Origin of the sequence: Collinsella sp. CLA-ER-H3, from assembly GCF_040092425.1 — a bacterium.
Classification (GTDB): domain Bacteria; phylum Actinomycetota; class Coriobacteriia; order Coriobacteriales; family Coriobacteriaceae; genus Collinsella.
Genome location: NZ_JBBNLP010000001.1, coordinates 253,699 through 277,286 on the forward strand (window position 1 = coordinate 253,699; position 23,588 = coordinate 277,286).

Consider the following 23,588-nt stretch of genomic DNA (forward strand, 5'->3'; position numbering starts at 1 on the left):
CGCCCGTCGCGCATCGCGCGGTGAGTCCCGCGATGCGGTCATAACCTGCATTCATGTGAGCCGGGTTTATAGATATTCCTCCAGCTGTTAACATATACTCCATATGGGTAAAGAGACCAAAGCGCTGCCGCGGGGCGGCGCTTTGCGTTTGAAAAAACTAGCTCGTCTAAGAGGAACTAGCATGTTAGACCGTTTTACCGATCGTGCGCGTAAGGTCATGTCCATGGCCAAGCAAGAAGCGCTCGATCTTCATTCAAATAAGGTGGGCACCGAGCACCTGCTGCTCGCGCTTGCCAAGGAGGACGAGGGCATTGCCGCCGAGGCGCTGCGTTCGCTCGACATCTCCTATGATGACATCATGGATACTCTCAAAGAGGTCCAGACCACGGTTCCCGAGCCCAGTGAGGAGACCGAGGCGGCCAAGCTCGCCTTTACGCCGCTCGTCATTAGCGTGATGGAGCGTTCATTCCGCGTGGCGCGCGAGAACAACCAGACCTACGTGTCGACCGAGCACTTGCTGATCGGCATCGTCGAAGAGGGCAACGGCATGGCCATGGACATCCTCATGCGCCTGGGTGTGTCGTCCGCCTCCATCAAAAAGGCTATCGAGAAACTCACCGCCAAGGACCAGGACAAGAAGCGTCCGCTCGCCGGCGCCGGTGCTGGTCGTCCCGGTGCGGGCCTGCCGTTCTTTAGCGGCTCGGATACCTCTCAGCAAAGGGGGGGTGGCACCGATACGCTTAAGCAGTTCGCGACCAACCTCACGCAGAAGGCGCGCGACGGCGAGCTCGACCCTGTAATTGGTCGCGAAAAGGAAGTCCAGCGTATGATGGAAATTCTTTCGCGCCGCACCAAGAACAACCCGCTCATTCTGGGCGACCCCGGCGTGGGCAAGACGGCCATCGTCGAGGGCCTGGCTCAGCAGATTGCAGCCGGCAACGTGCCCGAGAACCTCATGAACCAGAATATCTGGACGCTCGACCTGCCGGGCCTCGTGGCGGGCGCCAAGTATCGCGGCGAGTTTGAGGAGCGCCTCAAGAACGTGATCCAGGAGGCCACCGAAGCTGACGACGTCATCCTGTTTATTGACGAGATGCACACCATCATCGGTGCCGGCTCTGCCGAGGGCTCCATCGACGCGAGCTCCATGCTCAAGCCCGTTCTCGCACGCGGTGCTTTCCAGATCATCGGTGCCACCACGGCCGAGGAGTTCCGCAAGTACCTCACCAAGGACCCGGCCTTCGAGCGTCGCTTCCAGACCATCGATGTCGAGGAGCCGAGCGTCGAGGACACGGTCAAGATCCTGACCGCGCTCAAGCCGCGCTACGAGGAGCACCACCATGTGCGCTATACGCAGGGTGCTATCGAGGCCGCCGCGAACCTCTCCGACCGCTACATCCAGGATCGCTTCCTGCCCGATAAGGCCATCGACCTCATTGACGAGGCCGGCGCCCGCGCCCGCATCGCCGCCAACCGCGCGCCCGAGCCGGTGCGCGAGGCCGAGCATCGCGTGGAGGAGCTTAAGGCCGCCGCGCAGGAGGCCACCGAGAGCGACGACATGAACAAGGCCGCCGAGATCACCGAGCAGCAAAAGGCTGCCGAGATTGAGCTCGCCGAGGCCAAGGCTGCCTGGACGGCCGAGCTCGACGCCAGCCCGCTCACCATCGATTTCTCCCAGATTGCCGACATCGTGTCCGTGACCTCGGGCGTGCCGGTGTCCTCGCTCACCGAGAGCGAGAGCCGCCGCCTGCTGCAGGCCGAAAGCGTGCTCAAGACGCGCATCATCGGTCAGGACGAGGCCGTCGAGGCCGTTGCCAAGGCCGTGCGCCGCAGCCGCTCGCCGCTCAAGGACCCGCGTCGCCCCGGCGGCAGCTTTATCTTCCTGGGCCCCACCGGCACGGGCAAAACCGAGCTCGCCAAGACGCTCGCCGAGTATCTCTTTGGCAGCAAGGACGCGCTCATCAGCTTCGATATGTCGGAGTTTGGCAGTGAGTTCGAGGTCTCCAAGCTCATCGGTAGCCCCCCGGGCTATGTGGGCCACGACGAGGGCGGCCAGCTCACCAAGGCTGTTCGCCGTCACCCGTACTCGGTCGTGCTGTTCGACGAGATCGAGAAGGCGCACCCCGACATCTTCAATATCCTGCTGCAGGTGTTGGAGGAGGGCCGTCTGACCGATAGCCAGGGCAAGACGGTCGACTTCCGCAATACGGTGATCATCATGACGTCAAACGTGGGCGCCCGCGAGATCGCGCAGGATGCGAGCGTTGGCTTTGGCACCACCGGCGAGCAGAGTCTCACGTCGAGCGAGATCAAGGGCCGTGCGATGGGCGAGCTCAAGCGCCTGTTCCGCCCCGAGCTGCTCAACCGTATCGACGATATTGTGGTGTTCCAGAAGCTCTCGGGCGAGAACCTGACCAAGATTGCGCACCTGCTGGTGGACGATCTGCGCCAGCGCCTGATCGCAAACGGCATGAACATCAAGCTTACCGATGCGGCCTACGACAAGATTGTGGCGGAGGGTACCGACCTCACCAACGGCGCGCGTCCTCTGCGTCGTGCCATCCAAAAGCTCATCGAGGATCCGCTGTCCGAGGAGCTGCTGGCCGGTGAGTGGGGCGAGGGCGATACCGTCCTGTGCGACGTGGTCGACGGCAAGTTTGTCTTTAGCCACGGCACGGGTGAGATTCCGGCGCCGCGTCCGGCGGGTGCACTCGGGGGCGATACCGCTCCGGCGGCGCCGCACACCGGAAACGCCGCGCCTGTGAGCAGTGGCGTGAGCTCGGGCCCCGGCGGCATGATGCAAGCCGGTTCCGGCGCGCTGTAGGGCGTGGCGACAATTTGATACGCGCAATCGAGGCGCTCCGGAAAGGGCGCCTCGATTTGTAGAGCTGCGGTAACTGTGACCGTTACGCTATGCGGTCCACCGTTAGCCGATGATGCGAGGGCGCTCGGCGTTTTCGACTGGTTTATGCACGCAAAGTCTGGGAATATACAAGTCGCATGTCTTACTGTCTAACCAGTTGCGCCAAGGAGGCACCATGGACTACAAGATTACCGGCTACGAGCCCGCCCAGCTGTTCCATTTCTTTGAGGAGGTCAGCGCGATCCCCCGCGGGTCTGGCAACGAGAAGGGCATCAGCGATTTTCTGGTCGCGTTTGCCAAGGAGCGCGGCCTCGATGTGTACCAGGACGAGGTCTACAACGTCATCATTCGCAAGCCCGCATCTGCCGGTGCCGAGAATGCCCCGACCGTGATGCTGCAGGGCCACATCGATATGGTGTGCGACAAGTTGGGCTCCGTTGAGCACGACTTTACGACTGATGGTATCGACCTGGTCGTCAAGGACGGCGTCCTCACCGCTAACGGCACCACTCTGGGCGCCGACAACGGTATTGCCGTCGCTCTGATGCTCGCTGTTCTCGATGACGATTCGATCATTCACCCCGCCCTCGAGTGCGTGTTCACCACCGACGAGGAGACTGGCCTGGTCGGCGCCGAGACGCTCGACAAGTCCCAGATTAGCGCCCGCACCATGATTAACCTCGACTCCGAGGAAGAGGGCGTTGCCACCGTCAGCTGTGCCGGCGGCGTCGTCGTTACCTACACCTGCCCGATCGTGCGCGAGCACAAGACCGGTAGCACCCTCACGCTCGACATCTCCGGCCTGCTGGGCGGTCACTCCGGCAGCGATATCCACCTGGAGCGCGGCAATGGTAACCTCATCATGGCCCGCATCATCGACCGCCTGATGGTCGCCGGCGAGCCCGCCATCGTTAGCTTTAACGGCGGCACCAAGGACAACGCCATCAACCGTGAGTGCAAGGCTGTTCTGGTCTACGTCGACCACGCTGCCGCCGAGGCCGCGGCCCAGATCGCAAGGGGCATCATCGCCGACGTCACCGCCGAGCTTGAGGTCTTCGACCCCGGCTTTACCTGCACCGTCGAGATTGCCGACGACGCCGAGGTCGAGGCCATGGACCAGAAGTCCGCGCTTGCCCTCATCCGCGCCCTGCGTCTTGCCCCCAACGGTGTGATCCGCCGCAACGTCGCCACCGACGGCTCCGTCGAGGTTTCCTCCAACATCGGTGTGGTTGCCACCTCTGACGACGAGGTCAAGATCATGCTGTCCCCGCGCTCCTCGATCACCTCGCTGCAGAACGAGTTCAAGGACCGTCTGCAGACGCTGGCCGATGTCCTGGGCTTCGACGCCAAGTTCGAGTTCGAGTATCCCGGCTGGAGCTATGCCGAGCATTCGCCGGTCCGCGACGTCTTCGTCGAGAGCTATCGCGAGCTCTTTGGTTCCGAGCTGCGCATCGAGTCCATTCACGCCGGCCTTGAGTGCGGCCTGTTTGCCGAGGCCCTGCACGGCCTGGACGCCATCGCCGTGGGTCCGACGCTCTCCGATGTTCACACCCCGGACGAGAGCATGGAGCTCGCTTCTGCCGAGCGCTTCTACGAGCTGCTCATCGATGTCCTCAAGCGCCTCGCTGCGTAAAGGTCGCCTTAGTTAAGCCGCTCTAAAACGGCTGGCTATGAAAACGACCGCTTGGCGTAATGCCGGGCGGCCGTTATTCGTTACAGTGCGAGAATCCCCAGATGCTCAAGCAAGATCTTAAGCCCGATGAGGACGAGCACGACGCCACCCACGATGGTGGCGGGCTTTTCGTAGCGCGCGCCAAAGGTGTGGCCGATCGCTACGCCGGCAACGGAGAAGACAAAGGTCGTGATGCCAATGAGCGACACGGCGGGAACGATATCGACCGAGAGCGCGGCAAACGAGATGCCCACGGCAAGCGCGTCAATCGAGGTGGCGATGGCAAGGATTAGATATTCGCCCAGGTCGATCTTTTCGGCATCCTTGCCGTCGCCTTCGTTCTCGTCCTCAGTAAAGGCTTCCCACAGCATCTTGCCGCCGATAAAGGCGAGCAGGATAAAGGCGATCCAGTGGTCGATGGGGCTGATGATGCCCATGAACTGGCTACCAAGGGCCCACCCAATTACGGGCATGCCGGCCTGGAAACCGCCAAAGAACAGGCCGAGTATCACGGCGACCTTAAGGTTGATCCTTTTCATGCCAAGGCCCTTGCAGATGGATACGGCAAAAGCGTCCATAGAAAGGCCGATAGCGAGCAACACAAGCTCTGCGAGTCCCATAGTCTGGCTCCCTCTCTGCGGGCGGGCCCGCGTGTACCTCTTGGGGGAGTAACAAAAAAGACCCGTGGCGTACGCGTTGCGCGCACAGCCACGAGTCTCGTTCATTAAGGCAAGCCAGGCCGCATCGGCCAGTGTGTTGACTTGCCGCGCCACCGGAGGCGAACCCGATCACGCGACTACTCCCTCATTTATGCGAATCCCGATGCTACCACATGAACAGCTGATTTGGGTTGGGCTCTCAGCTGTGTTCGCTCATTCTGTAAGCATCGGATTTCGCAAGCGCCGCAGGGACAAACCGTGAGAAACTATTTAGCGTTTATGGAGCGTATACGATGGGAGCGATGCCTTGGATAAGAACGAGCTGCAAAAGCGTATGGAACAGGCCATCCGCCTGACGGCACCTGGTCAGCCGATCCGCACCGCCCTCGACATGATCATCGCCGGTCACCTGGGCGCCCTTATCTGCGTCGGCGACACCGAAAACGTGCTCGCTGCCGGTAACGACGGCTTCCCGCTCAACATTTCGTTTACCTCGAACCGCCTGTTCGAGCTTTCCAAGATGGACGGCGCCATCGTTATCGATGGCGACCTCACCCAGATCCTGCGCGCCAACTTCCACCTCAATCCCGATCCCTCGCTCGCCACGAGTGAGACGGGCATGCGTCACCGTACTGCCGCTCGCATGTCGGTGCTCACCGATGCCATCGTGATCTCGGTTTCGGCTCGTCGCGCCGTCGTCAACGTGTACGTCCACGGCAAGAGCTACGAGATCCAGCCCGTCACCACCATCATGAGCTCGGTCAACCAGCTCGTCGCCACGCTCCAGACTACCCGTCAGTCGCTCGATCGCTCCCTGCTGCGCCTGACGGCCCTCGAGCTCGACGACTACGTCACACTCGCCGACATTACCGGTATTTTCTCGAGCTTCGAGATCATGCAGCAGGCAAAGACCGAGCTTAAGGATTGCATTGTCAAGCTGGGCAACCAGGGTAAGCTCGTGCAGATGCAGCTCGAGCAGCTCGCGGGCTCCAGCATGGATACCGAATACGACTTGATGATCCGCGACTACGCGAGCGATTCCTCTGAGGCCAACGCCGAGAAGATTCGCGCCGAGCTGAGCCGTATGACGCCTAAGGACCTGTCCGACCCGCAGCACGTGGCGGCAGTTCTGGGCTATGACGACTTGGACGAGGACTCCGTCATGACGCCGCTGGGCCTGCGCACGCTTTCGCGCGTGTCCGTCGTGCGCGACGGCGTGGCCGAGAAGATCGTCGACGAGTACGGCTCGCTGCAGGAGCTCATGGACGACATCAGCGAGGATCCGGAGCGCTTGGGCGACTTTGGCGTCAACAACCCTGCCATTCTTGCGGACTCGCTGTACCGCATGAAGGGCACCAAACAGGGGAACGCATAATGGCGCCCGTATGCGCCGTGGTCGTTGCCGGCGGCAGCGGCCAGCGCTTTGGAAATCCCGGCGGCAAGCAGCTCGTTAATGTGGCGGGCCGTCCGCTCATGAGCTGGTCCATCCGCGCGTTCGATCGTAGCGATAAGGTCGGCCATATCGTCGTGGTTTGCCCTGCCGAGCGCCGTGCCGAGATGCGCCGCCTGGCCATTGACCCGTTTGACTATGACACGCCCATCAGCTTTGCCGATGCCGGCGATACCCGTCAGGATTCCACCCGTGCCGGCGTGCATGCGGTTCCGGCGGGTTTCGAATATGTCGCCATCCACGACGGCGCTCGTCCGCTCATTACGACCGAGGCCATCGACCACGCTATCGACGTGCTCGTGAGCGACCGTGCCCTCGACGGTGTCGTGTGCGGTCAGCCCGCGATCGACACGCTCAAGATCGTTGACGGCGATAATATCGTCGAGACGCCGCCGCGTGAACTCTACTGGGCAGCGCAGACGCCGCAGATCTTTAGCGTCGATGCTATGAAGCGCGCCCACGCTGCAGCCATTGCCGAGGGCTTTATCGGTACCGATGATTCGTCGCTGGTCGAGCGCATGGGTGGGCGCGTCCGCTGCGTCCAGAGCCCACGCGATAACCTTAAGGTGACGGTGCCCGAGGACCTGCGTCCCGTAACCGCGATTCTGCTTGGCCGCATGGCCGAGGGAGAGGACCTTCCCCATGTTCAGTAACCTGCGCATTGGCCATGGCTACGACGTTCACCGTCTGGTGGAGGGGCGTCGATGTATCATCGGCGGTGTCGACATTCCCTACGAGCGCGGCCTGCTGGGCCACTCGGATGCCGATGTGCTCGCGCACGCCTTGGCCGACGCCATTCTGGGCGCCTGCCGTGGGGGAGACATCGGCAAGCTATTCCCCGACACCGATCCCGCCTACGAGGGTGCCGATTCGATGGTGCTGCTTGCCCGCGTGATGGACTATGCGCGTGAGCTGGGCTTTGAGTTTGTCGATGCCGATTGCACCATTGCCTGCCAGCAGCCTAAGATCACCCCGCATCGCGATGCCATGCGCGCCAACCTTGCCCATGCCCTGGGCGTTGACGTCGAAAACGTGGGCGTCGCCGCCACTACGACCGAAAAGCTCGGTTGGGAAGGCCAGGGCGAGGGAATCGGCGCCTGGGCCGTCTGCCTGCTACAGAAAACCGTTAAGGAGTAACGAATGCGTATCTACAACAGCGCTACCCATAAAAAGGAAGAGTTCCAGCCCATCGAGTCCGGCAAGGTCCGCATGTACGTGTGCGGCCCCACGGTCTACGACAACATCCACATCGGCAACGCCCGTACGTTCATCAGCTTTGACGTGATTCGCCGCTGGCTCATCGCGAGCGGTTACGAGGTCACGTTCGCCCAGAACCTCACCGATGTCGACGACAAGATCATCAAGCGCGCCAACGAGCAGGGCCGTACGGCCGCCGAGGTCGCGACGGAGTTCTCCGACAAGTTCATCGGCGTCATGCGCGCCGCCAACGTGCTCGATCCCGATGTGCGCCCCCGCGCCACCAAGGAGATCGGCCCCATGATCGCCATGATCAAGACGCTTATCGAGCAGGGCCACGCTTACGCAGCCGATAACGGCGACGTGTACTTTGCCGTGCGCAGCGATCCCAACTATGGTCAGGTCTCGGGCCGCAACATCGACGACCTTATGGTTGGCGCGCGCATCGAGGAGAACGAGGACAAGAACGACCCGCTCGACTTTGCCCTGTGGAAGGCCGCCAAGCCCGGCGAGCCCAGCTGGCCGAGCCCCTGGGGCGAGGGCCGTCCCGGTTGGCACACCGAGTGCGCCGCCATGGTGCATCGCTACCTGGGCACTCCGATCGACATCCACGGCGGCGGCTCCGACCTTGCCTTCCCGCATCACGAGAACGAGTGCGCCCAGGCCACCTGCGCCTGGCACCAGGGCTTCTCCAACACCTGGATGCACACGGGCATGCTGCTGGTAGACGGCGAGAAGATGTCCAAGTCGCTCGGCAACTTCTTTACGCTGGCCGAGGTCCTCGAGCAGCACTCCGCTGCCGCCCTGCGCCTGCTGATGCTGCAGACGAGCTATCGCTCGTCGCTCGACTTTTCTTGGGAGCGCCTGGAGGGTGCCGAGAACTCGCTCACGCGTATCGCCGGTACGGTCGAGAACCTGCGTTGGGCCGCGAACCACGCGACGGCCGATGCCGACGAAGCGGCTGCCGAGGCGTTTGCCGCCAAGGCCGCCGAGACCCGTGCCACCTTTAAGGAGTGCATGGACGACGACTTTAACACCGCTGGTGCCATGGGTGCCGTCTTTGGCTTTGTCACCGAGTGCAACCAGTACCTGGAGCAGGCGGGCGACGCTGCCGACAAGACCGCCGCGCTTGCCGCCGCCGACACGCTGGCCGAGCTGCTCGATACGTTTGGCGTCGAGCTTCCCGAGCCCAAGGTCGAGCTGCCGCTGGGTCTGCTGGGCGTTGCCGCCGGCCTGGTCGCCTACACGGGCGACGACGTGGACGAGGCCGCTGCCAAGATTCTCGAGGCCCGCGCCGAGGCCCGTGCCGCCAAGAACTGGGACCTGGCAGACGCCATCCGCGACCAGCTCAAGGACCTGGGCCTCACCATTGAAGATACGGCCGCGGGTACTCGTATTAAGACCCTCTAGTATTTGTCGACCGTTCGAGGTGTGGCAGATTGCCTTGAAAGGGGAAGGCATAGACCTGGTGGTCATGCCCGACGATTGAAAGGCAAGGTGCCGTGGCTCGGACGGTCGATTCTTGTTCGTTATCTATTTAAGGAGGCCGTTTTATGGCCGACAATCGCAAGCGTGTACCGCGTGGAGGCAAACAGGCCGCTTCTGGCTCGCGTCCGATTCGCCACAATGACCGCGCTGCCGCTCCCAAGGGCCAGCGCGATCGCACCCAGGCCGCACGTCCGCAGCGCGATCGCAACCGCGACGCTGCCCAGGCTCCCAAGGGTGAGTTCATCGAGGGTCGCCGTGCTGCTGCCGAGGCGCTGCGCACCGGTTTTCCCATCAAGTGCGCGCTCATTGCCGAGGGCGGGGAGCGCGATGCCGCCTTGTCGCGCCTGGTCGACGACCTCAACGCTGCGGGCGTCCGCATCAAGTATGTGCCGCGCGCGCAGCTCGACGCACTGTCGAGCCATGGCGCTCACCAGGGTATCGCGCTCGAGGTTGGTAACTTCCCTTACGCCGATGTCGCCGACATCCTCGACCGCGCGGGTGACGGACCGGCGCTCGTCGTCGTGCTCGACCATGTGACTGACGACGGCAACTTTGGTGCCATCGTGCGTTCCGCCGAGGTTGTGGGCGCGGCCGGCGTCATCATCGCCAACAAGCGCGCCGCCGGCGTGACCGTGGGCAGCTACAAGACTTCAGCCGGCGCCGTCATGCATCTGCCTATCGCGCAGGTGCCCAACATCGCCCGCGCACTCGGCGATCTTAAGGACGCTGGCTTTTGGGTGGGCGGTGCCTCCGAGCACGCCGAAGGCAGTTGCTGGGATGCTCCCTTCGAGGGCCGCGTGGCGCTCGTCATGGGCTCCGAGGGCGACGGCATCTCGCGCCTGGTGCTCGAGAAATGCGACTTTTTGGCCAAGCTTCCCCAGCGCGGCATGACCGAGAGCCTCAATGTTGCCCAGGCGACCACGGCGCTGTGCTTTGAGTGGCTGCGCCGCAACGCCGGCGAGCTCATGGGGGAGGAGTAGCGCATGTCCAAAAAGAACCGCGCCAAGTCCAAGGCCAAGCGCTTTGGCGAGGGCTCGGCCAAGCCGATTGTTTCGGCCGCGACCTATGGCGTGGGCGGCAATGCGTTTGCGCAGGCCATCGCCGATCCGGTCTCGACGGTGCACTCCAACAAGCCCGAGCTGCTGGTGGTCGACGGCTACAACGTGATCCACTGTACGCCGCGCTACGAAAAGCTCGTGTACGACCATTCTGACGATCCGTATTCCAGCGACGTTCACGATATGGCGCGCACGGCGCTCATTAATGACGTAGCTGCGTTTGCCCAGGGCCGCTACGAGGCTGTGATCGTATTTGACGGCGCGGGCAATATCTCCAGCGAGCGCCCCAACCTACCGGCCCGCGGTGTGCGCATTGAGTTTTCGCCGACGGGTGTTTCGGCCGATACCGTGGTGCAGAAGCTCTGCATCGAGGCACGTGAGGAAGGCCGCGCGTGCTCCGTGGTATCGAGCGACGGCACGATCCAGGCCGTTGTCATGGGCAAGGGCGTCACGCGCATCTCGAGCCGTATGCTGGTGGACGAGATCAAACAGATCGATAACGACGTTCACGAGGCAGAGGAAGCTCCGCAGATTAAGATGACTCTGGGCAGCCGCCTGAGTCCCGATGCCCTGGCCAAGCTCAAGGCCCTGCGCGGACGGTAGGGGAGTTGGCGGGGCAATGCTGCCTTGCTAACTCCATTCAGCGATGTCGATCATTCTTTCGAGGCGCCACGTTAGCGCCTCTTTTAGATAAGGCAGTCTCGCTGCTAGGGCATCGTTTTTAGACAGAATCTCGATTGCCTCGTCGACAAAACCTTCGAGTTTGCCCCCGTCAAACCAGCTCATATCCTCAACAAGCAACATTTGTTTCGCGGGACTTGAATGGAACTGCGCGCTGGCAAAACTGTGCTCTCCTGCCCTAAGCTCCTCTAGAGATATGTTGCACCAGAGCGATGAGCCCGAATCGAAGATGGGGGCTGGTCTGCAGGCCAGTGAGTTGACGTTTCGCACGAGGCCGAAGTTGCGCCAATGACGATCGTAGTTGGCGATGATGTCGTCGCATACGATCATGCGGTCAAGGGCATCCTTAACGCCTGCCACCCCGAGCTCCTCGCAATTTGCTACATATCGCTCGTAGTCGGTTAGCCGTTCATCTGCGTTTGCGTGCTGGTTTACATAGAACGCAGGGACATACTCTTCTTCATCAGTTAAGAAGACATCGCATATGCTCAGGGCGGAAGTGCCCGTGCCCTCGAGCGAGTAAGGCACGTAATCGCAGGCGTTTAGGATGCGACGGTGGAGCGCGGTCGCCACCAGCTCGTTATAAGGTTCCTGGTTCAGGTGCGCTCCTGCCTTATGCAGAATTCGACGCCCGCCCTCGCACGTCCAGTACTTTTGAAGATTGCCGTCCGAGGTGTTATCGGGCTTTGCGGCAGCCGCTTTTCCCTCTGGGGCAAAGGGCGCAATGGACAGCGAGACGTCATCAAAGGCGTTATTGAAGAAGTTGATATCCTCCCAGGCGAGACCGGAATCTTGGGGTCTAATCCAATACTGGTCGGATAGGGAGAGGCCAAGATTTCGCTGGACGAGTTCATCGGGAACATCGACTGCGGCTTCTGCAAGCAGGGAGGCTAGCCCAATGCGTGCGAGCGGGATACCGCGGCCGCGCCACCAGATGCGGAAGGAGTCGAGCGATATGGGGCTATTAGGGCCAAATACTCCAATAGGGGCGTGGGCGTAATCGATGTCGGCGCCGATGTGGGTAAAGTCTTTTCGAGATGTGCTGTAGACCAGCTGAGCGACTTCGTGCGTGCGATTCATGAGGGTGAACGCGATCTCGCTCTTACCGTGGCCGCGGCGGGGACGTCCCCCCGTTTTGGTCACGGAGCGGAGTCGCGTGTCGACGCTGTCTTTGTCGATGAGCCATACACCAGAAGCCTTGCGGGCCTCAAGTGCTCCGTTTTTTATGAGCTCCTGCACCCTGCGCGGAGTGATGCCGAGCAGTTCGGCTGCTTCCTTGGTAGTAAGCATCGCGAAACCCTTCGTCAGAACGAATAGTTTTATATATAGCAATTGTAATTAAAACTATTCGTTCTGACGAATGGTTTTGAGATGTGGTCGGGTGAAGGGCCTGTTGCGCCTCGTCGGCAATTCCTTTATTCTTAACTGGCTTCGCGTGAAAGCGCCAAGTGTGCCAGTGTGGCGCAACGGTAGCGCAACTGATTTGTAATCAGTGGGTTGCAGGTTCGATTCCTGTCACTGGCTCCATGAGAGTTTCGGGCTCTGTCTCCAATTGGGACAGGGCCCGTTTCTATTTATGTCGACATGTAAGCGGGTTTGACTCCCACCAAGCTTCAGGTTTGTCTCGATCTGTAACACGGGTGGGCTGAAAACCCTCCTTATAGTTACAGATTGAGACAATGCCAAGGGTTGGCCGATAATATCTCGATCTGTAACACGAAGAGGCTGAAACCGTTCTTACTGTTACAGAATGAGACGTAAGCTGGTGTCTCTGCGTAATATCTCGATCTGTAACAGATGGGGGAGGAATAACCCTCTTACTGTTACAGATCGAGACAAAGGCCGGACCGGTCCCAGTCATCCTGGTCGAGTGAGGATTTCCGGACATACGAGGGTGGATAATCTCCCACTTTGGACTCGAAGCCACGCCAAAAGTGGGAGATTATCCACGCTCGATTCTGTCTGGGAAGCCCCGATCTCGACCTATATATAGGTGCAAATAAGCCATTATCGAAGTTCGATCCTGAAGGTGTACTCCACTACACCAAAGTGTTACCTCGGGAAACGTCACCTCAGTATTCAAAACCACCGTCCTTCATATCCAAACTCAACAAAACCGCAGGTCACAGCTATATAGATACGCCCGGCACCGTGTATCTAGAGGTTTTCGTTGACAGCCCCCAAGGTTGCATCGTATTATCTTTTTCGTTCGCGGGGGCGGCGGTCCAAAAGACCAAAGGACCTGCGGATACTTGAACGATTGGGAGTTTGCCCGAGTGGTTAATGGGGACGGGCTGTAAACCCGTTGGCTCTGCCTACATAGGTTCGAATCCTATAGCTCCCACCCGTCAAGTGCCTGTATAGCTCAGTCGGTAGAGCACTTCGTTGGTAACGAAGAGGTCACCAGTTCAAGTCTGGTTGCAGGCTCCATCCGGCGGTGTAGCTCAGTTGGTTAGAGCACACGGTTCATACCCGTGGCGTCACTGGTTCGAATCCAGTCACCGCTACCATAGGTAACACGGTGGCTTCTCAATAGTATGTTGAGAGGCCACTATGGTATAAAGGCAAAGTCCCGTCCGGGGACGACCTGTTTAGAGGAGGGCTTTATGGCCAAAGAGAAGTTTGAGCGCACTAAGCCGCATGTTAACATCGGCACCATTGGTCACGTCGACCACGGCAAGACCACGCTGACCGCTGCCATCACCAAGGTTCTCTCCGAGACCGAGGGCTGCAAGGCTGACTTCACTGCGTTCGAGAACATCGACAAGGCTCCCGAGGAGCGCGAGCGCGGCATTACGATCTCCGTCTCCCACGTTGAGTACGAGACCGCTGCCCGTCACTACGCTCACGTTGACTGCCCGGGCCACGCTGACTACGTCAAGAACATGATCTCCGGCGCTGCTCAGATGGACGGCGCTATCCTGGTCATCGCTGCTACCGACGGCCCCATGGCTCAGACCCGCGAGCACATCCTGCTCGCCCGTCAGGTCGGCGTTCCCTACATCGTCGTCTTCCTGAACAAGTGCGACATGGTCGACGATGACGAGCTCATCGACCTCGTCGAGATGGAGACCCGTGAGCTCCTCTCCGAGTACGATTTCCCCGGCGACGACATCCCCGTCATCCGTGGCTCCGCTCTGGGCGCTCTCGAGGGCGACGCCAAGTGGATGGACGCCATTCGCGAGCTCATGAAGGCCGTCGACGAGTACATCCCGACGCCTGCTCGTAACAACGACCTCCCGTTCCTGATGGCCGTTGAGGACGTTATGACCATCTCCGGCCGTGGTACCGTTGCTACTGGCCGTGTCGAGCGCGGTGAGCTCAAGCTCAACGAGCCCGTCGAGATCGTCGGCATCAAGGATACCCAGAACACCGTCGTTACCGGTATCGAGATGTTCCGTAAGTCCATGGACTTCTGCGAGGCTGGCGACAACGTCGGTCTGCTGCTCCGCGGCATCAAGCGTGAGGACATCGAGCGCGGCCAGGTTCTCTGCAAGCCCGGTTCGGTTACCCCGCACACCAAGTTCACCGGCGAGATCTACGTTCTGACCAAGGAGGAGGGCGGCCGTCACACCCCGTTCTTCGATGGTTATCGTCCTCAGTTCTACTTCCGTACCACCGACGTTACCGGTACGGTCAAGCTCCCCGAGGGCACCGAGATGGCTATGCCTGGTGACCACATCACCATCGAGGGCGACCTCATCCACCCGATCGCCATGGAGGAGGGCCTGCGCTTCGCTATCCGCGAGGGTGGCCACACCGTCGGTTCGGGCATCGTCTCCACGATCATTGAGTAAATTAGCTCTTTGATATAGCTGACTTAGAGAACCCGGCACTTATATGGGTGCCGGGTTCTTTTCTGCAATGGATATTGAGCCGTTGCTGGTGTCGAGAGGATCGATAATGGTCCTGGATGCACCGTCGATTAGCTCTCGATGGCTTCATTGATGTGTTCCAAATATGAATGGATCCACCGAGAACCAATTGACTCGAGGTTTTCATTGACAGCACTTACGTGGAGCTGATAAAGTAACAACTCGTGCCCGTACGGGGCGGAAATGAAAGGTTCAGGATACATGCGTACTCTAGTTACTCTTGCGTGCACTGAGTGCAAGCGCCGCAACTATACGACCACCAAGAACAAGTCGACCATGCCTGATCGTATGGAGATCAAGAAGTATTGCCCCTGGTGCCGTCACCACACGCTGCACAAAGAGACTCGCTAGTCTCTAGTCACATACGCCAGTAGTTCAATTGGTAGAGCATCGGTCTCCAAAACCGAGTGTTGAGGGTTCGAGTCCTTCCTGGCGTGCCAGTCATTATTCCGTAAGCTCCCACTTGGGGGCTTACGGTTTACTCATGTATAAGCGCATTGCGCGGAGGTAACCCAAATGGCCAACAAGAAGAACAAGAAGAAGGCTCAGCAGCCGGCACCTGCCAACAAAGCTGCCGCCAACTCCAAGGTTGAGGCCAAGAAGGCCGTTGCCAAGAAGAACGAGAAGGCTGCGAAGTCCAAGAAGAACGAGAAGCCTGGTTTCTTCGCCCGCACCAAGAAGTATTTCGCTTCGGTCAAGTCCGAGATGAAGCGTGTCACGTGGCCCGATAAGAAGGAGCTCGTGAACTACTCGGTTGTTGTTTGCGCTTCTCTGATCGTCGTCGGCGTCGTCATCGCTCTGCTCGATGCTGGCTTTGGCGAGGCTCTTGCTCTGTTCTCTGGATTGAGGGGCTAAACCATGTCTAAGCGTTGGTACGTCGTTCACACTTACTCTGGATACGAGAACCGCGTTAAGTCCGATCTCGAGCATCGCATCGAGACTATGGGCATGCAGGACCGTATCTTTGATATCGAGATTCCTATGGAGCGCGTCACCGAGATTAAAGAGGGTGGCAAGCGTGAGACCAAGGATTCCAAGATCTTCCCGGGTTATGTCCTGGTCCGCATGGAGATGGATGACGATGCTTGGACGTGTGTTCGTAACACGCCTGGCGTCACCGGTTTCCTAGGCGGCAACGGCAAGCCCGCTCCGCTTTCCCGCGACGAGTACAACAAGATGACTCGTCGTCCCGGTAAGGGCGATTCGCCCAAGCGCACCTCGGTTGATATTGAGGTCGGTACGTCCGTCCGCGTCACCGATGGCCCGCTTACCGACTTTGATGGCAAGGTCTCCGAGGTTAACACCGAGGCTGGCAAGCTCAAGGTCACGCTGATGATCTTTGGCCGCGAGACGCCTGTCGAGCTCGACTTTAACCAGGTCGCTGTCATCGCTTAAGTTTTCGTCCGTTCGCGCGAGCGTGCTTCTTCTGTGACTGCTCATCTCAGGAGTGCTTCTAACACGTGCGTGCTTACGATATAGCAAGTACTTCACACTCGTGATTCGAAAGGAATGACCATGGCTGAGAAGAAGGTTGCCAACGTCATTAAGCTCCAGATTCCTGCTGGTGCAGCTAACCCCGCTCCTCCCGTCGGCCCCGCCCTGGGCGCTGCTGGCGTGAACATCATGCAGTTCTGCCAGGCCTTTAACGCCGAGACGCAGGACAAGAAGGGCGACATCATCCCCGTTGAGATTTCTGTCTACGAGGATAAGTCCTTCTCCTTCATCACCAAGACCCCGCCGGCGGCTCACCTCATCAAGAAGGAGCTGAACCTCAAGTCTGGTTCCGCTAAGCCCCAGGCCGACAAGGTTGGTCAGCTCTCCCAGGAGCAGCTCACCAAGATCGCCGAGATCAAGATGCCGGACCTCAATGCCAACGACATTGACGCCGCCAAGAAGATCATCGCCGGTACCGCCCGTTCCATGGGCGTCACCATCGCTGAGTAGCGATTTCTTATGGTAACGACGGGTGCTCCGACCGGGGCGCCCGTTAAATGTGTGCAATAGGGCACACGATACGATGTGGGAGGGCTCACGCCCGTTTAACCACAGGAGGTAATGCACATGGCTAAGCATGGTAAGAGCTATAACGCCGCTGCCGAGAAGATCGACCGCGCCACGCTCTACACCCCCCTTCAGGCTGCCAAGCTCATCAAGGAGCTCGACACCGCCAAGTTCGACGAGACCGTCGAGGCCCACTTCCGTCTGGGCATCGATACTCGTAAGGCTGACCAGAACATCCGTGGTTCCATCTCCCTGCCTCACGGCACCGGCAAGACCGTTCGTGTTGCCGTCTTCGCCGAGGGTGAGAAGGCCCGCGAGGCCGAGGCTGCCGGCGCCGACATCATCGGTTCCGACGAGCTCGTCGCCCAGATCCAGAAGGGCGAGATCAACTTCGACGCCGCTATTGCTACGCCGAACATGATGGCCAAGGTTGGCCGCATCGGTAAGATCCTTGGTCCCCGTGGCCTTATGCCGAACCCCAAGCTCGGCACCGTGACCATGGACGTCGCGAAGATGGTCTCCGAGCTCAAGGCTGGCCGCGTTGAGTACCGCGCCGACCGCTACGGCATCTGCCACGTGCCCTTGGGCAAGAAGTCCTTCTCTGAGCAGCAGCTCGTTGAGAACTACGCTGCCCTGTACACCGAGATCCTGCGCGTCAAGCCCTCTTCTGCTAAGGGCAAGTACGTCAAGTCCATCTCCGTGTCTTCCACCATGGGCCCTGGCGTCAAGGTCGATCCCGCTGTCCAGCGTGACTTCCTGGCTGAGTAACTGCTAGTTACTGCCTGAGCAAAGCAAGCATTGCTAAAGAAACCCGGTTCTGCCCTGCGCAGGACCGGGTTTCTTGCTATCTCGGGTTAAAACCAACACGAAGTAGACAGTCCCCTTTATGGTGGTTACCAGGGTGTTCTGGCTGTTGAGGACTCGATGGCATCGTGGCGCTTGAGCTCGCGGCGCATGGTTTGCGAATTGAGCCAGGCTGCCTGCCAGCTACGGATGGGGTAGCGCGTCTGGTCGAGCTCAAACTGCGTATAGCCGCAGGCGTTGATGATCGTCGTTCCACACACATGCTGCCGCTCGCGTTGAAAGTCGCGACCATAGCTTTGGTGTACATGCCCATGCACCATGTAGTCGGCCCCCCAGGACTCAAGCGCCGTGTTAAAGCACTCAAACCCTCGATGCGGCAGATCGTCCAGATCACCCATACCGGCGGCGGGTGCATGAGTAAGCAGAATGTCGCAGCCGCCGACCATCCTCACTTTGCGGGACAGCTTGCGCATGCGCTTGGCCATCTCGCGCTCGGTGTACATGTTGGCGCCGTCGCGATAACGCATGGATCCGCCAAGGCCCGCAATGCGAATCCCTCGGTACGTGTACACGCTGTCTTCCACGCAGATACATCCGCCCGGTGCATGACGTGCGTAGCGATCATCGTGATTGCCGCGCACGTAGATGAGCGGCTTGTTGATGACCGTAACTAAAAACTCAAGATAGTCCGGGTCCAGATCGCCGGCGGACAAAATCAGGTCGACTCCCTCAAAGCGTTCCTTGCGAAAGCACTCCCAAAGGCATCGTTCCTCGGTATCGGCTATGGCAAGGATCTTCATAGGGCGGTAACTCCCGGCTCATCGTCGAGCTGCGGAATGGTGCCTACCACGTTATCCGCCAGCCAATTAATCTCGACAATCTGCGTGCTCGGCAGCGGAGGGAAGCCTTCGATCTGTACCACGCCGTTCTGGCTGTGGAGCTCGCCGCCAAAGGGGTTGATGGATCCCTCGACAATGCCGTTGCGGAGCAACTGCACGAGTTTGCGCGTCTGGTAGGGTAGGCCCGGAGCGTAACGGATGTCGATAACGCCGGAACTCATGCCGTACCAGTAGTTGACGGCGCGCACTTGGTTGTCATCGCTGGTCTCGTCCCACGTGCCGTGCAGAAGGCTGCGAACGATGAGCTCGTAGTAACGGCCCCAGTTCCATACCGGCATGGCGATGCCGGAAACCTTGCCATCGACCAGGCGGTGGAGTCCGTAGGCCGTAGGGTCTTCGAGCGACTTTGACATGTCAGCGCCGGTCATGACGCTCACGCCTTCGCGGCACATGGCCTCGGCAAGACCGCCGGCGGGCACATCGCCCCAGGTGAGGATAATTTGCGCGCGGGGGTCGAGCAGCGAGGCACCGATGGCAAAGGCATTGATCTCGCTGAGCGCGCCGGATGCGAAGACCGACGCGTGGTAGCCGATGCGATGGTTGTCCGCCATGCTGGCGGCAAGGGCGCCCAGGAGAAACTTGGCCTCGTACATCTTGCCAAAGTACGAACGGACGCTTTGGTGGGGAAGGCCGATAGAGCAGTTAAGGAACCGAACCTGGGGATACTCAACGGCAGCTCTGAGCGTGTATTCCATCAGGCGGTGCGAGGTCGAGAAGATGACGTTGTCTCCATGTTTGACAGCCGTTTCCACGGCGGCGTAGAACACGTCCGGATCGTGACAGTCCTCGAACGCCTCGGTGCGCACGATACCGTCAAAGTGCTCATCGAGATACTGACGTCCTTGGTCGTGCAGACTGTCCCAGCTCGACGCCGCACAGGGGAACTCATGGATAAAGGCGATGCGCAGGGGGTTGGCCGCCGAATAGACGGTCTTGCCCATAAAGAAGTTGAGCACGCCGGAGGTGGACTTGGCGGGCGTCTCCTCCTCGTCGATGCTCGGTGCTTCGACAAGATCGACCTTGTCCTCGTCGCTTTTCCCGGCGATGACCAGCTCGCGCCAGATCTTGCACAGGCGGTTTACGACGATATCCGTCGGCGTATCCAGCAGGCGGTCCTGGTTGTACACGTTGAGGTAGACGAGCATGGCGTCGGCAGGCGTAATGTCCAGGTGGTCGCCGCCTGCGCGAAGGTAGGCGCGCTTAAAGAGCAGGAAGGTGTGGCGCAGGTAGTCGACCTTTTTCTGCGGCCATTTTTCGATAAGGTTCTGACCGAGCATCTTGGCGAGCGTTTCGTAGCTTCCCTCACGCGAGAACTCGATCTCGTATAGGGGACAGACGCGCCAAAACGCGCAGAACTCGCCGTACAGGCGGCTTTCGACGGAATCCCATGTGCCGGGGTAGAGACGGGTGACCTTGGCCGAAACCGTCGGAGCGTCTAGGAATTTGAGGACACTGACGCGTTTGTTGCCTTCCTGGACATAGAACCGATGCATGAACTCGGTGACGATGACGGGGTCGCGATAGCCCTCGGTTACCTGGATGTCGTAGAGGTTGGACCACTTGCGGGCGAACTCGGTGTTAAACGGCAACAGGGGCATAAAGTTGCATGAAAAGGCGGACTGACGGCCTTTGGTGACCGTGCCGACGACCATTTCGAGCGGAATATCCCGCAGGCCGACGCTCACTCGCTGACCTAAGGGGAGCTGAGCAACCAAGCTATCGAGGTCCGTAAGGTATGGATGCTCGCTTTGGCTAATGGCGCGACGGCGTCCCTGCTCGCCGCGCTTGCGTGCTTGACGATAGGCCTCTTCCATGGTGTCTACTCCCTTAGTCGTTTAAACAACGATATGAACCATGGTACCACGAATGAAAACCACTACAAAGATGCCTGTCCCCTTTGCGGTGGTTTAGGCGATGATGGGGGCGATGGCGCGGATGCAGGCGTCGGCTGCCGTGAAAGTAGTGCTGTCGTCGCTGACGATAAAGATGATCTTTCCTTTGATGCCAAAGTCGCCGATTTCGCTAAAGAGTACGTAGGGCTCCTTGTCAAAGCCCGAGATGGGAAGCACGGCGGCCTTGGTGGCGCTGGTCAGCTCGTCTGCCAGCACGTCAAGGGAAGCCCACTTAGACGTGTCCTTTACGGCAACGGGCACAGCCACACGCCCAAAGGGCATGAGGTGCACGAGCGTGTTCTTGGAGATATTTGAGTTGGGGACGATGATGGTTTGCCCGCAGGCGTCCTCGATGGTCGTATGACGCCAGGTGATGTCCTGGACCACGCCCGACACGCCGCCGACCTCGATATTGTCGCCGGGCTTGATGATGCCCATAAACGTCACCTGCATGCCGCCGATAAGGTTTGAGAGCGTGTCCTGGAAACCCAGAGAGATGGCGATGCCGCCGACGCCAAGAGCGGCGACGAGGGCGTTTGCGTTAATGCCAAAACAGTTGTCGAGGATAAAGCTGCCGCCAATCATCCAGATGACGGCGCGCGCGATGTTGATGAAGATACTCGATGCCGGAAGCGGGTTATCGTCTCGGTTGAGCAGATGGCTCAGGGTCTTGGATACGACCTTGGCGGCGACGGCGGTGCCTATCGCCAAGATGACGGCCCAGATGATGTTGTGGACCCACCGTTGCTCAAAGAAATGAAGAATCGGCTCAAACAATTCCATGTAGGGAAACCTCCTAATGATCGTCCAACCATGATACCCACCAAGAAGCCCGTCCGATCAAATTCGGACGGGCTTCTGTGCTCGATATAAGGTTTACGCGGCGGGGCTGTAAGGCCCGGCGGTGTAGCTTAGCGTCGACGCTTCCAGATAATGCCGAGCATGATGACGATGATGCCGCCGATAAGGCACGCGCCAACTACTGCTAGCGTGCGGTCTCCCGTTGCGGCAAGCTTACCGGTCGTCTTCTTGGTGATGACCTTCGTGGTCGCCGTGTCCGTCTTAGACGAGGGCTTAGGCGTCGGGGCCGGTGAGGGCGTGGGGTCCACGGCAGCGGAGCCAAAGCTGATGGTGCCCGCGAGTGAGGCCATCTTGCTCTCCCAGCCGTTCTGCCCGATCAGCGTCCTCAGCGCCGCCTCGCACGTGCCCCACTCGGTGTACTTGGTGGCGTGTGCAAAGGTGGGAAAGTCGGTCGTGTTGGTAATGATGTAGTTGTTGGTGGCGACGGTATAGGTCTTGGCGGGGTCGAGCGTACTGCCGTCCTTGGTGAGTGTGGCACTCACAATGCGCTTGCCTTCGGGCTGCGTCCAATCAATCGTCACGTTGATGCCGCCAAAGGAGAGAACGCTGCCAGAGTCATCGCGCCACTTGTACTTGTCTTGCGCCTCCTGCTCGGTATGGCCGGCTGCCACGTAGGCTTGCTGAAGCTCGTAGCTGTGATTGCACTCGTCGCTGATTTGCAGCGAGTGCTCGAGTGCTGCGAGGAAGTCCGCGCCGGTCATGGTCCAGGTTTCCACGGTGTTGCCGTAGGGCGAGATGGCGATGACGTTGCCGGCGGTCACGTTGCCCGCCGCGATGCCGCCGCGGATGCCGCCAGCGTTTTCGATAGCGAGGTCCGCGCCCGTCAGGGCAAGATGGGAGCCGCAAATCACGTGGCCGATGGTCTGGGCCTTGGTGGTGTCGCCCTCCTTGCTGGGGCGGAAATCGGTGGTGCGCACCATTTCCCAACCATGCGTGCCTGCGGCGTCCTCGCCGTAGAAATAGTTGGTGGCGGATGTGCCGAGCACCTTGTTCGATTCGTTTTCAAAGGCCTCGTCGAGCGGCTTGATCTTGTTGCGGACGTCTTCAAGGTGGCTTTGGTAGTCGGAGCCCTTGTCGGGGTCTGCCAAAAGGTCGTTGACGTTCTTGGCGGTGTAGAGCCTCTCGTCGCTGCCGTCTGCAGGGACCGTGACCGTGTCATCGTTGGTCGTCTCGGTGCCATTCGTGTCGTACTCGTAGGGGACGGAAAGCAGTCCCACTTCGGCAAAGGCGCTGCCCGCCTCGACAACGTGGATTGTCTTGCCGTCGGCTCCCGTCACCTTCTCGTTAAGGTTGATGTGTTCGTGGCCTGCGACCAGGGCATCGACGCCGGCGAGCCGTGCGGCAAAGGGCTTAGCGTTGAGCGTGTGCGCAATGCAGACGATAACGTTGCAGCCCTCGTCCTCGCGCAGTCGCTTGGCCTCGGCATTGATGGCGTCCACCGCACCCGAGAACGACGTGCCCTCGATCAGGTCCGCGCGCAGCGAGGAGCCCAGCGACTCATCCATGGCTCCGACGACACCGACCTTAATCTTGTAATCAAACGTGGAACTGCCCTCGTCGTCCTTCCAAGTGCGGTTGAGCGTCTTGGTGATGCTCGAGCTCCATACGCCGCTCGTAGACTTCGCGTTCGCGCAGAGCATGGCGAAGGGCGTGCCGGTGGTGCTGTAGCCGGTCATGGTGCGGAGCTTGTCTGCGCCATAGCTCCAGTCGTGGTTGCCCGGTGTGGTCGCATCGTAGCCGTCGGCGTAGAAGGTGTCCATGAGCTCGGCGATGCTCTTGCCCTCGCTCATGGTGGCAAAGGACTGCCCGTGGAAGGTATCGCCCGCATCGAGCAAAAGATCGGGGGCGCTGCTTTGGGCGCTATAGAGAACCGCCAGTCCGTCAAAGCCCACAGTGCCGGTGCCCTTGCTTTCGTTGTAGCTGTACTTGTAGCTGCCGTGGATGTCGTTGGTGTGCATGACGGCCACGGAGCCGTCAATAGCGGCGGGCAGGTTCCCCGCGAAAGCGAGGCTTGGGATGCCTGCGAGCGAGCCGGCAAACAATGCGGCGGCTAACGCAAGGCGGGGGAGTCTTTTCATGGCAGTTTCCTTAGTCCTTAGCCAGAAAGTCTGGTTGAATATCGGATTATCGACATAATATGCGAAAACCGCCGCAAGGGCGTCTGTTCCTTTGCGGCGGTTTTGACGTT

At 59.9% G+C, this 23,588-nt stretch carries 20 protein-coding genes and 5 tRNA genes; 19 read left to right on the forward strand and 6 right to left on the reverse strand.

The genetic code is table 11. The features are described from left to right. Window positions 1-181 precede the first annotated feature (181 nt). On the forward strand, window positions 182-2,824 hold the full coding sequence (locus AAAX32_RS01140; RefSeq protein WP_349099689.1) for an ATP-dependent Clp protease ATP-binding subunit: 2,643 nt from the start codon (window positions 182-184) through the stop codon (window positions 2,822-2,824). Window positions 2,825-3,038: 214 nt separating this feature from the next. Then, complete coding sequence (locus tag AAAX32_RS01145) at window positions 3,039-4,496, forward strand: aminoacyl-histidine dipeptidase (protein ID WP_226802645.1); 1,458 nt, start codon at window positions 3,039-3,041, stop codon at window positions 4,494-4,496. A gap of 80 nt (window positions 4,497-4,576) precedes the next feature. Here AAAX32_RS01145 and AAAX32_RS01150 read toward each other — a convergent pair whose 3' ends face one another. Further along, a complete protein-coding gene (locus AAAX32_RS01150) occupies window positions 4,577-5,155 on the reverse strand; it encodes a manganese efflux pump MntP family protein (protein ID WP_117745788.1) in 579 nt (192 codons plus the stop codon). Window positions 5,156-5,501: 346 nt separating this feature from the next. Here AAAX32_RS01150 and disA point away from each other — a divergent pair, with 346 nt between their 5' ends. The 6 genes from disA to AAAX32_RS01180 all read left to right on the forward strand — a co-directional run bounded on the left by disA (window position 5,502) and on the right by AAAX32_RS01180 (window position 10,990). Further along, window positions 5,502-6,569, forward strand: coding sequence for a DNA integrity scanning diadenylate cyclase DisA (gene disA, locus AAAX32_RS01155; protein ID WP_022093923.1), 1,068 nt, complete (start codon window positions 5,502-5,504; stop codon window positions 6,567-6,569). Then, window positions 6,569-7,297: a 2-C-methyl-D-erythritol 4-phosphate cytidylyltransferase gene (gene ispD, locus AAAX32_RS01160; protein ID WP_035137545.1), complete on the forward strand. Its 729-nt coding sequence runs from the start codon at window positions 6,569-6,571 to the stop codon at window positions 7,295-7,297. Before disA ends, ispD begins: the two co-directional genes overlap by 1 nt. Beyond that, a complete protein-coding gene (ispF, locus tag AAAX32_RS01165; RefSeq protein WP_006234975.1) occupies window positions 7,287-7,781 on the forward strand; it encodes a 2-C-methyl-D-erythritol 2,4-cyclodiphosphate synthase in 495 nt (164 codons plus the stop codon). The genes ispD and ispF overlap by 11 nt, the downstream gene beginning before the upstream one ends. A gap of 3 nt (window positions 7,782-7,784) precedes the next feature. Continuing rightward, the gene (cysS, locus tag AAAX32_RS01170) at window positions 7,785-9,251 is read left to right on the forward strand and encodes a cysteine--tRNA ligase (RefSeq protein ID WP_349099691.1); all 1,467 of its coding nucleotides are present in this window, start codon (window positions 7,785-7,787) and stop codon (window positions 9,249-9,251) included. A 143-nt stretch (window positions 9,252-9,394) separates the two neighbouring features. After that, window positions 9,395-10,309, forward strand: a complete 915-nt coding sequence (rlmB, locus tag AAAX32_RS01175; protein WP_226802647.1) for a 23S rRNA (guanosine(2251)-2'-O)-methyltransferase RlmB — start codon at window positions 9,395-9,397, stop codon at window positions 10,307-10,309. A 3-nt stretch (window positions 10,310-10,312) separates the two neighbouring features. After that, window positions 10,313-10,990 (forward strand): NYN domain-containing protein, encoded by a 678-nt coding sequence (locus tag AAAX32_RS01180; protein ID WP_006234978.1) that lies wholly within the window; start codon window positions 10,313-10,315, stop codon window positions 10,988-10,990. A gap of 27 nt (window positions 10,991-11,017) precedes the next feature. On the opposite strand, the gene AAAX32_RS01185 is transcribed toward AAAX32_RS01180, so the two are convergent. Next, window positions 11,018-12,358: a DNA-binding protein gene (locus AAAX32_RS01185; protein WP_117848041.1), complete on the reverse strand. Its 1,341-nt coding sequence runs from the start codon at window positions 12,356-12,358 to the stop codon at window positions 11,018-11,020. Between the two features lie 162 nt (window positions 12,359-12,520). Here AAAX32_RS01185 and AAAX32_RS01190 point away from each other — a divergent pair. The 11 genes from AAAX32_RS01190 (at window position 12,521) to rplA (ending at window position 17,712) form a co-directional block, all read left to right on the forward strand. Continuing rightward, window positions 12,521-12,595 (forward strand) — tRNA-Thr (locus tag AAAX32_RS01190). Window positions 12,596-13,330: 735 nt separating this feature from the next. After that, window positions 13,331-13,412, forward strand: a tRNA-Tyr gene (locus tag AAAX32_RS01195). Between the two features lie 10 nt (window positions 13,413-13,422). Beyond that, window positions 13,423-13,498 (forward strand) — tRNA-Thr (locus AAAX32_RS01200). A 3-nt stretch (window positions 13,499-13,501) separates the two neighbouring features. Then, a tRNA-Met gene (locus tag AAAX32_RS01205) sits at window positions 13,502-13,578 on the forward strand. Between the two features lie 96 nt (window positions 13,579-13,674). Further along, window positions 13,675-14,865, forward strand: a complete 1,191-nt coding sequence (gene tuf / locus AAAX32_RS01210; RefSeq protein WP_035137538.1) for an elongation factor Tu — start codon at window positions 13,675-13,677, stop codon at window positions 14,863-14,865. 279 nt (window positions 14,866-15,144) lie between these two features. Beyond that, the gene (gene rpmG / locus AAAX32_RS01215) at window positions 15,145-15,294 is read left to right on the forward strand and encodes a 50S ribosomal protein L33 (protein ID WP_022093895.1); all 150 of its coding nucleotides are present in this window, start codon (window positions 15,145-15,147) and stop codon (window positions 15,292-15,294) included. Between the two features lie 13 nt (window positions 15,295-15,307). After that, window positions 15,308-15,383, forward strand: a tRNA-Trp gene (locus tag AAAX32_RS01220). A gap of 76 nt (window positions 15,384-15,459) precedes the next feature. Next, window positions 15,460-15,798, forward strand: coding sequence for a preprotein translocase subunit SecE (secE, locus tag AAAX32_RS01225; protein ID WP_035137537.1), 339 nt, complete (start codon window positions 15,460-15,462; stop codon window positions 15,796-15,798). Window positions 15,799-15,801: 3 nt separating this feature from the next. Further along, window positions 15,802-16,338 carry a transcription termination/antitermination protein NusG gene (gene nusG, locus AAAX32_RS01230; protein ID WP_099432095.1) on the forward strand — a complete coding sequence of 179 codons (537 nt, stop codon included), beginning with the start codon at window positions 15,802-15,804 and terminating at the stop codon, window positions 16,336-16,338. 120 nt (window positions 16,339-16,458) lie between these two features. Next, window positions 16,459-16,887 (forward strand): 50S ribosomal protein L11, encoded by a 429-nt coding sequence (rplK, locus tag AAAX32_RS01235; protein WP_022093893.1) that lies wholly within the window; start codon window positions 16,459-16,461, stop codon window positions 16,885-16,887. 117 nt (window positions 16,888-17,004) lie between these two features. After that, window positions 17,005-17,712: a 50S ribosomal protein L1 gene (gene rplA, locus AAAX32_RS01240; protein WP_022093892.1), complete on the forward strand. Its 708-nt coding sequence runs from the start codon at window positions 17,005-17,007 to the stop codon at window positions 17,710-17,712. A gap of 125 nt (window positions 17,713-17,837) precedes the next feature. On the opposite strand, the gene AAAX32_RS01245 is transcribed toward rplA, so the two are convergent. From AAAX32_RS01245 to AAAX32_RS01260, 4 genes are all read right to left on the reverse strand, one after another. Next, the gene (locus AAAX32_RS01245; protein WP_349099694.1) at window positions 17,838-18,548 is read right to left on the reverse strand and encodes a metallophosphoesterase; all 711 of its coding nucleotides are present in this window, start codon (window positions 18,546-18,548) and stop codon (window positions 17,838-17,840) included. Next, window positions 18,545-20,461: a BMP family ABC transporter substrate-binding protein gene (locus AAAX32_RS01250; protein ID WP_349099696.1), complete on the reverse strand. Its 1,917-nt coding sequence runs from the start codon at window positions 20,459-20,461 to the stop codon at window positions 18,545-18,547. Before AAAX32_RS01250 ends, AAAX32_RS01245 begins: the two co-directional genes overlap by 4 nt. 93 nt (window positions 20,462-20,554) lie before the next feature. Continuing rightward, a complete protein-coding gene (locus tag AAAX32_RS01255) occupies window positions 20,555-21,322 on the reverse strand; it encodes a mechanosensitive ion channel domain-containing protein (RefSeq protein WP_349099698.1) in 768 nt (255 codons plus the stop codon). A 128-nt stretch (window positions 21,323-21,450) separates the two neighbouring features. Further along, complete coding sequence (locus AAAX32_RS01260; RefSeq protein WP_349099700.1) at window positions 21,451-23,478, reverse strand: 5'-nucleotidase C-terminal domain-containing protein; 2,028 nt, start codon at window positions 23,476-23,478, stop codon at window positions 21,451-21,453. Window positions 23,479-23,588: the final 110 nt, after the last annotated feature.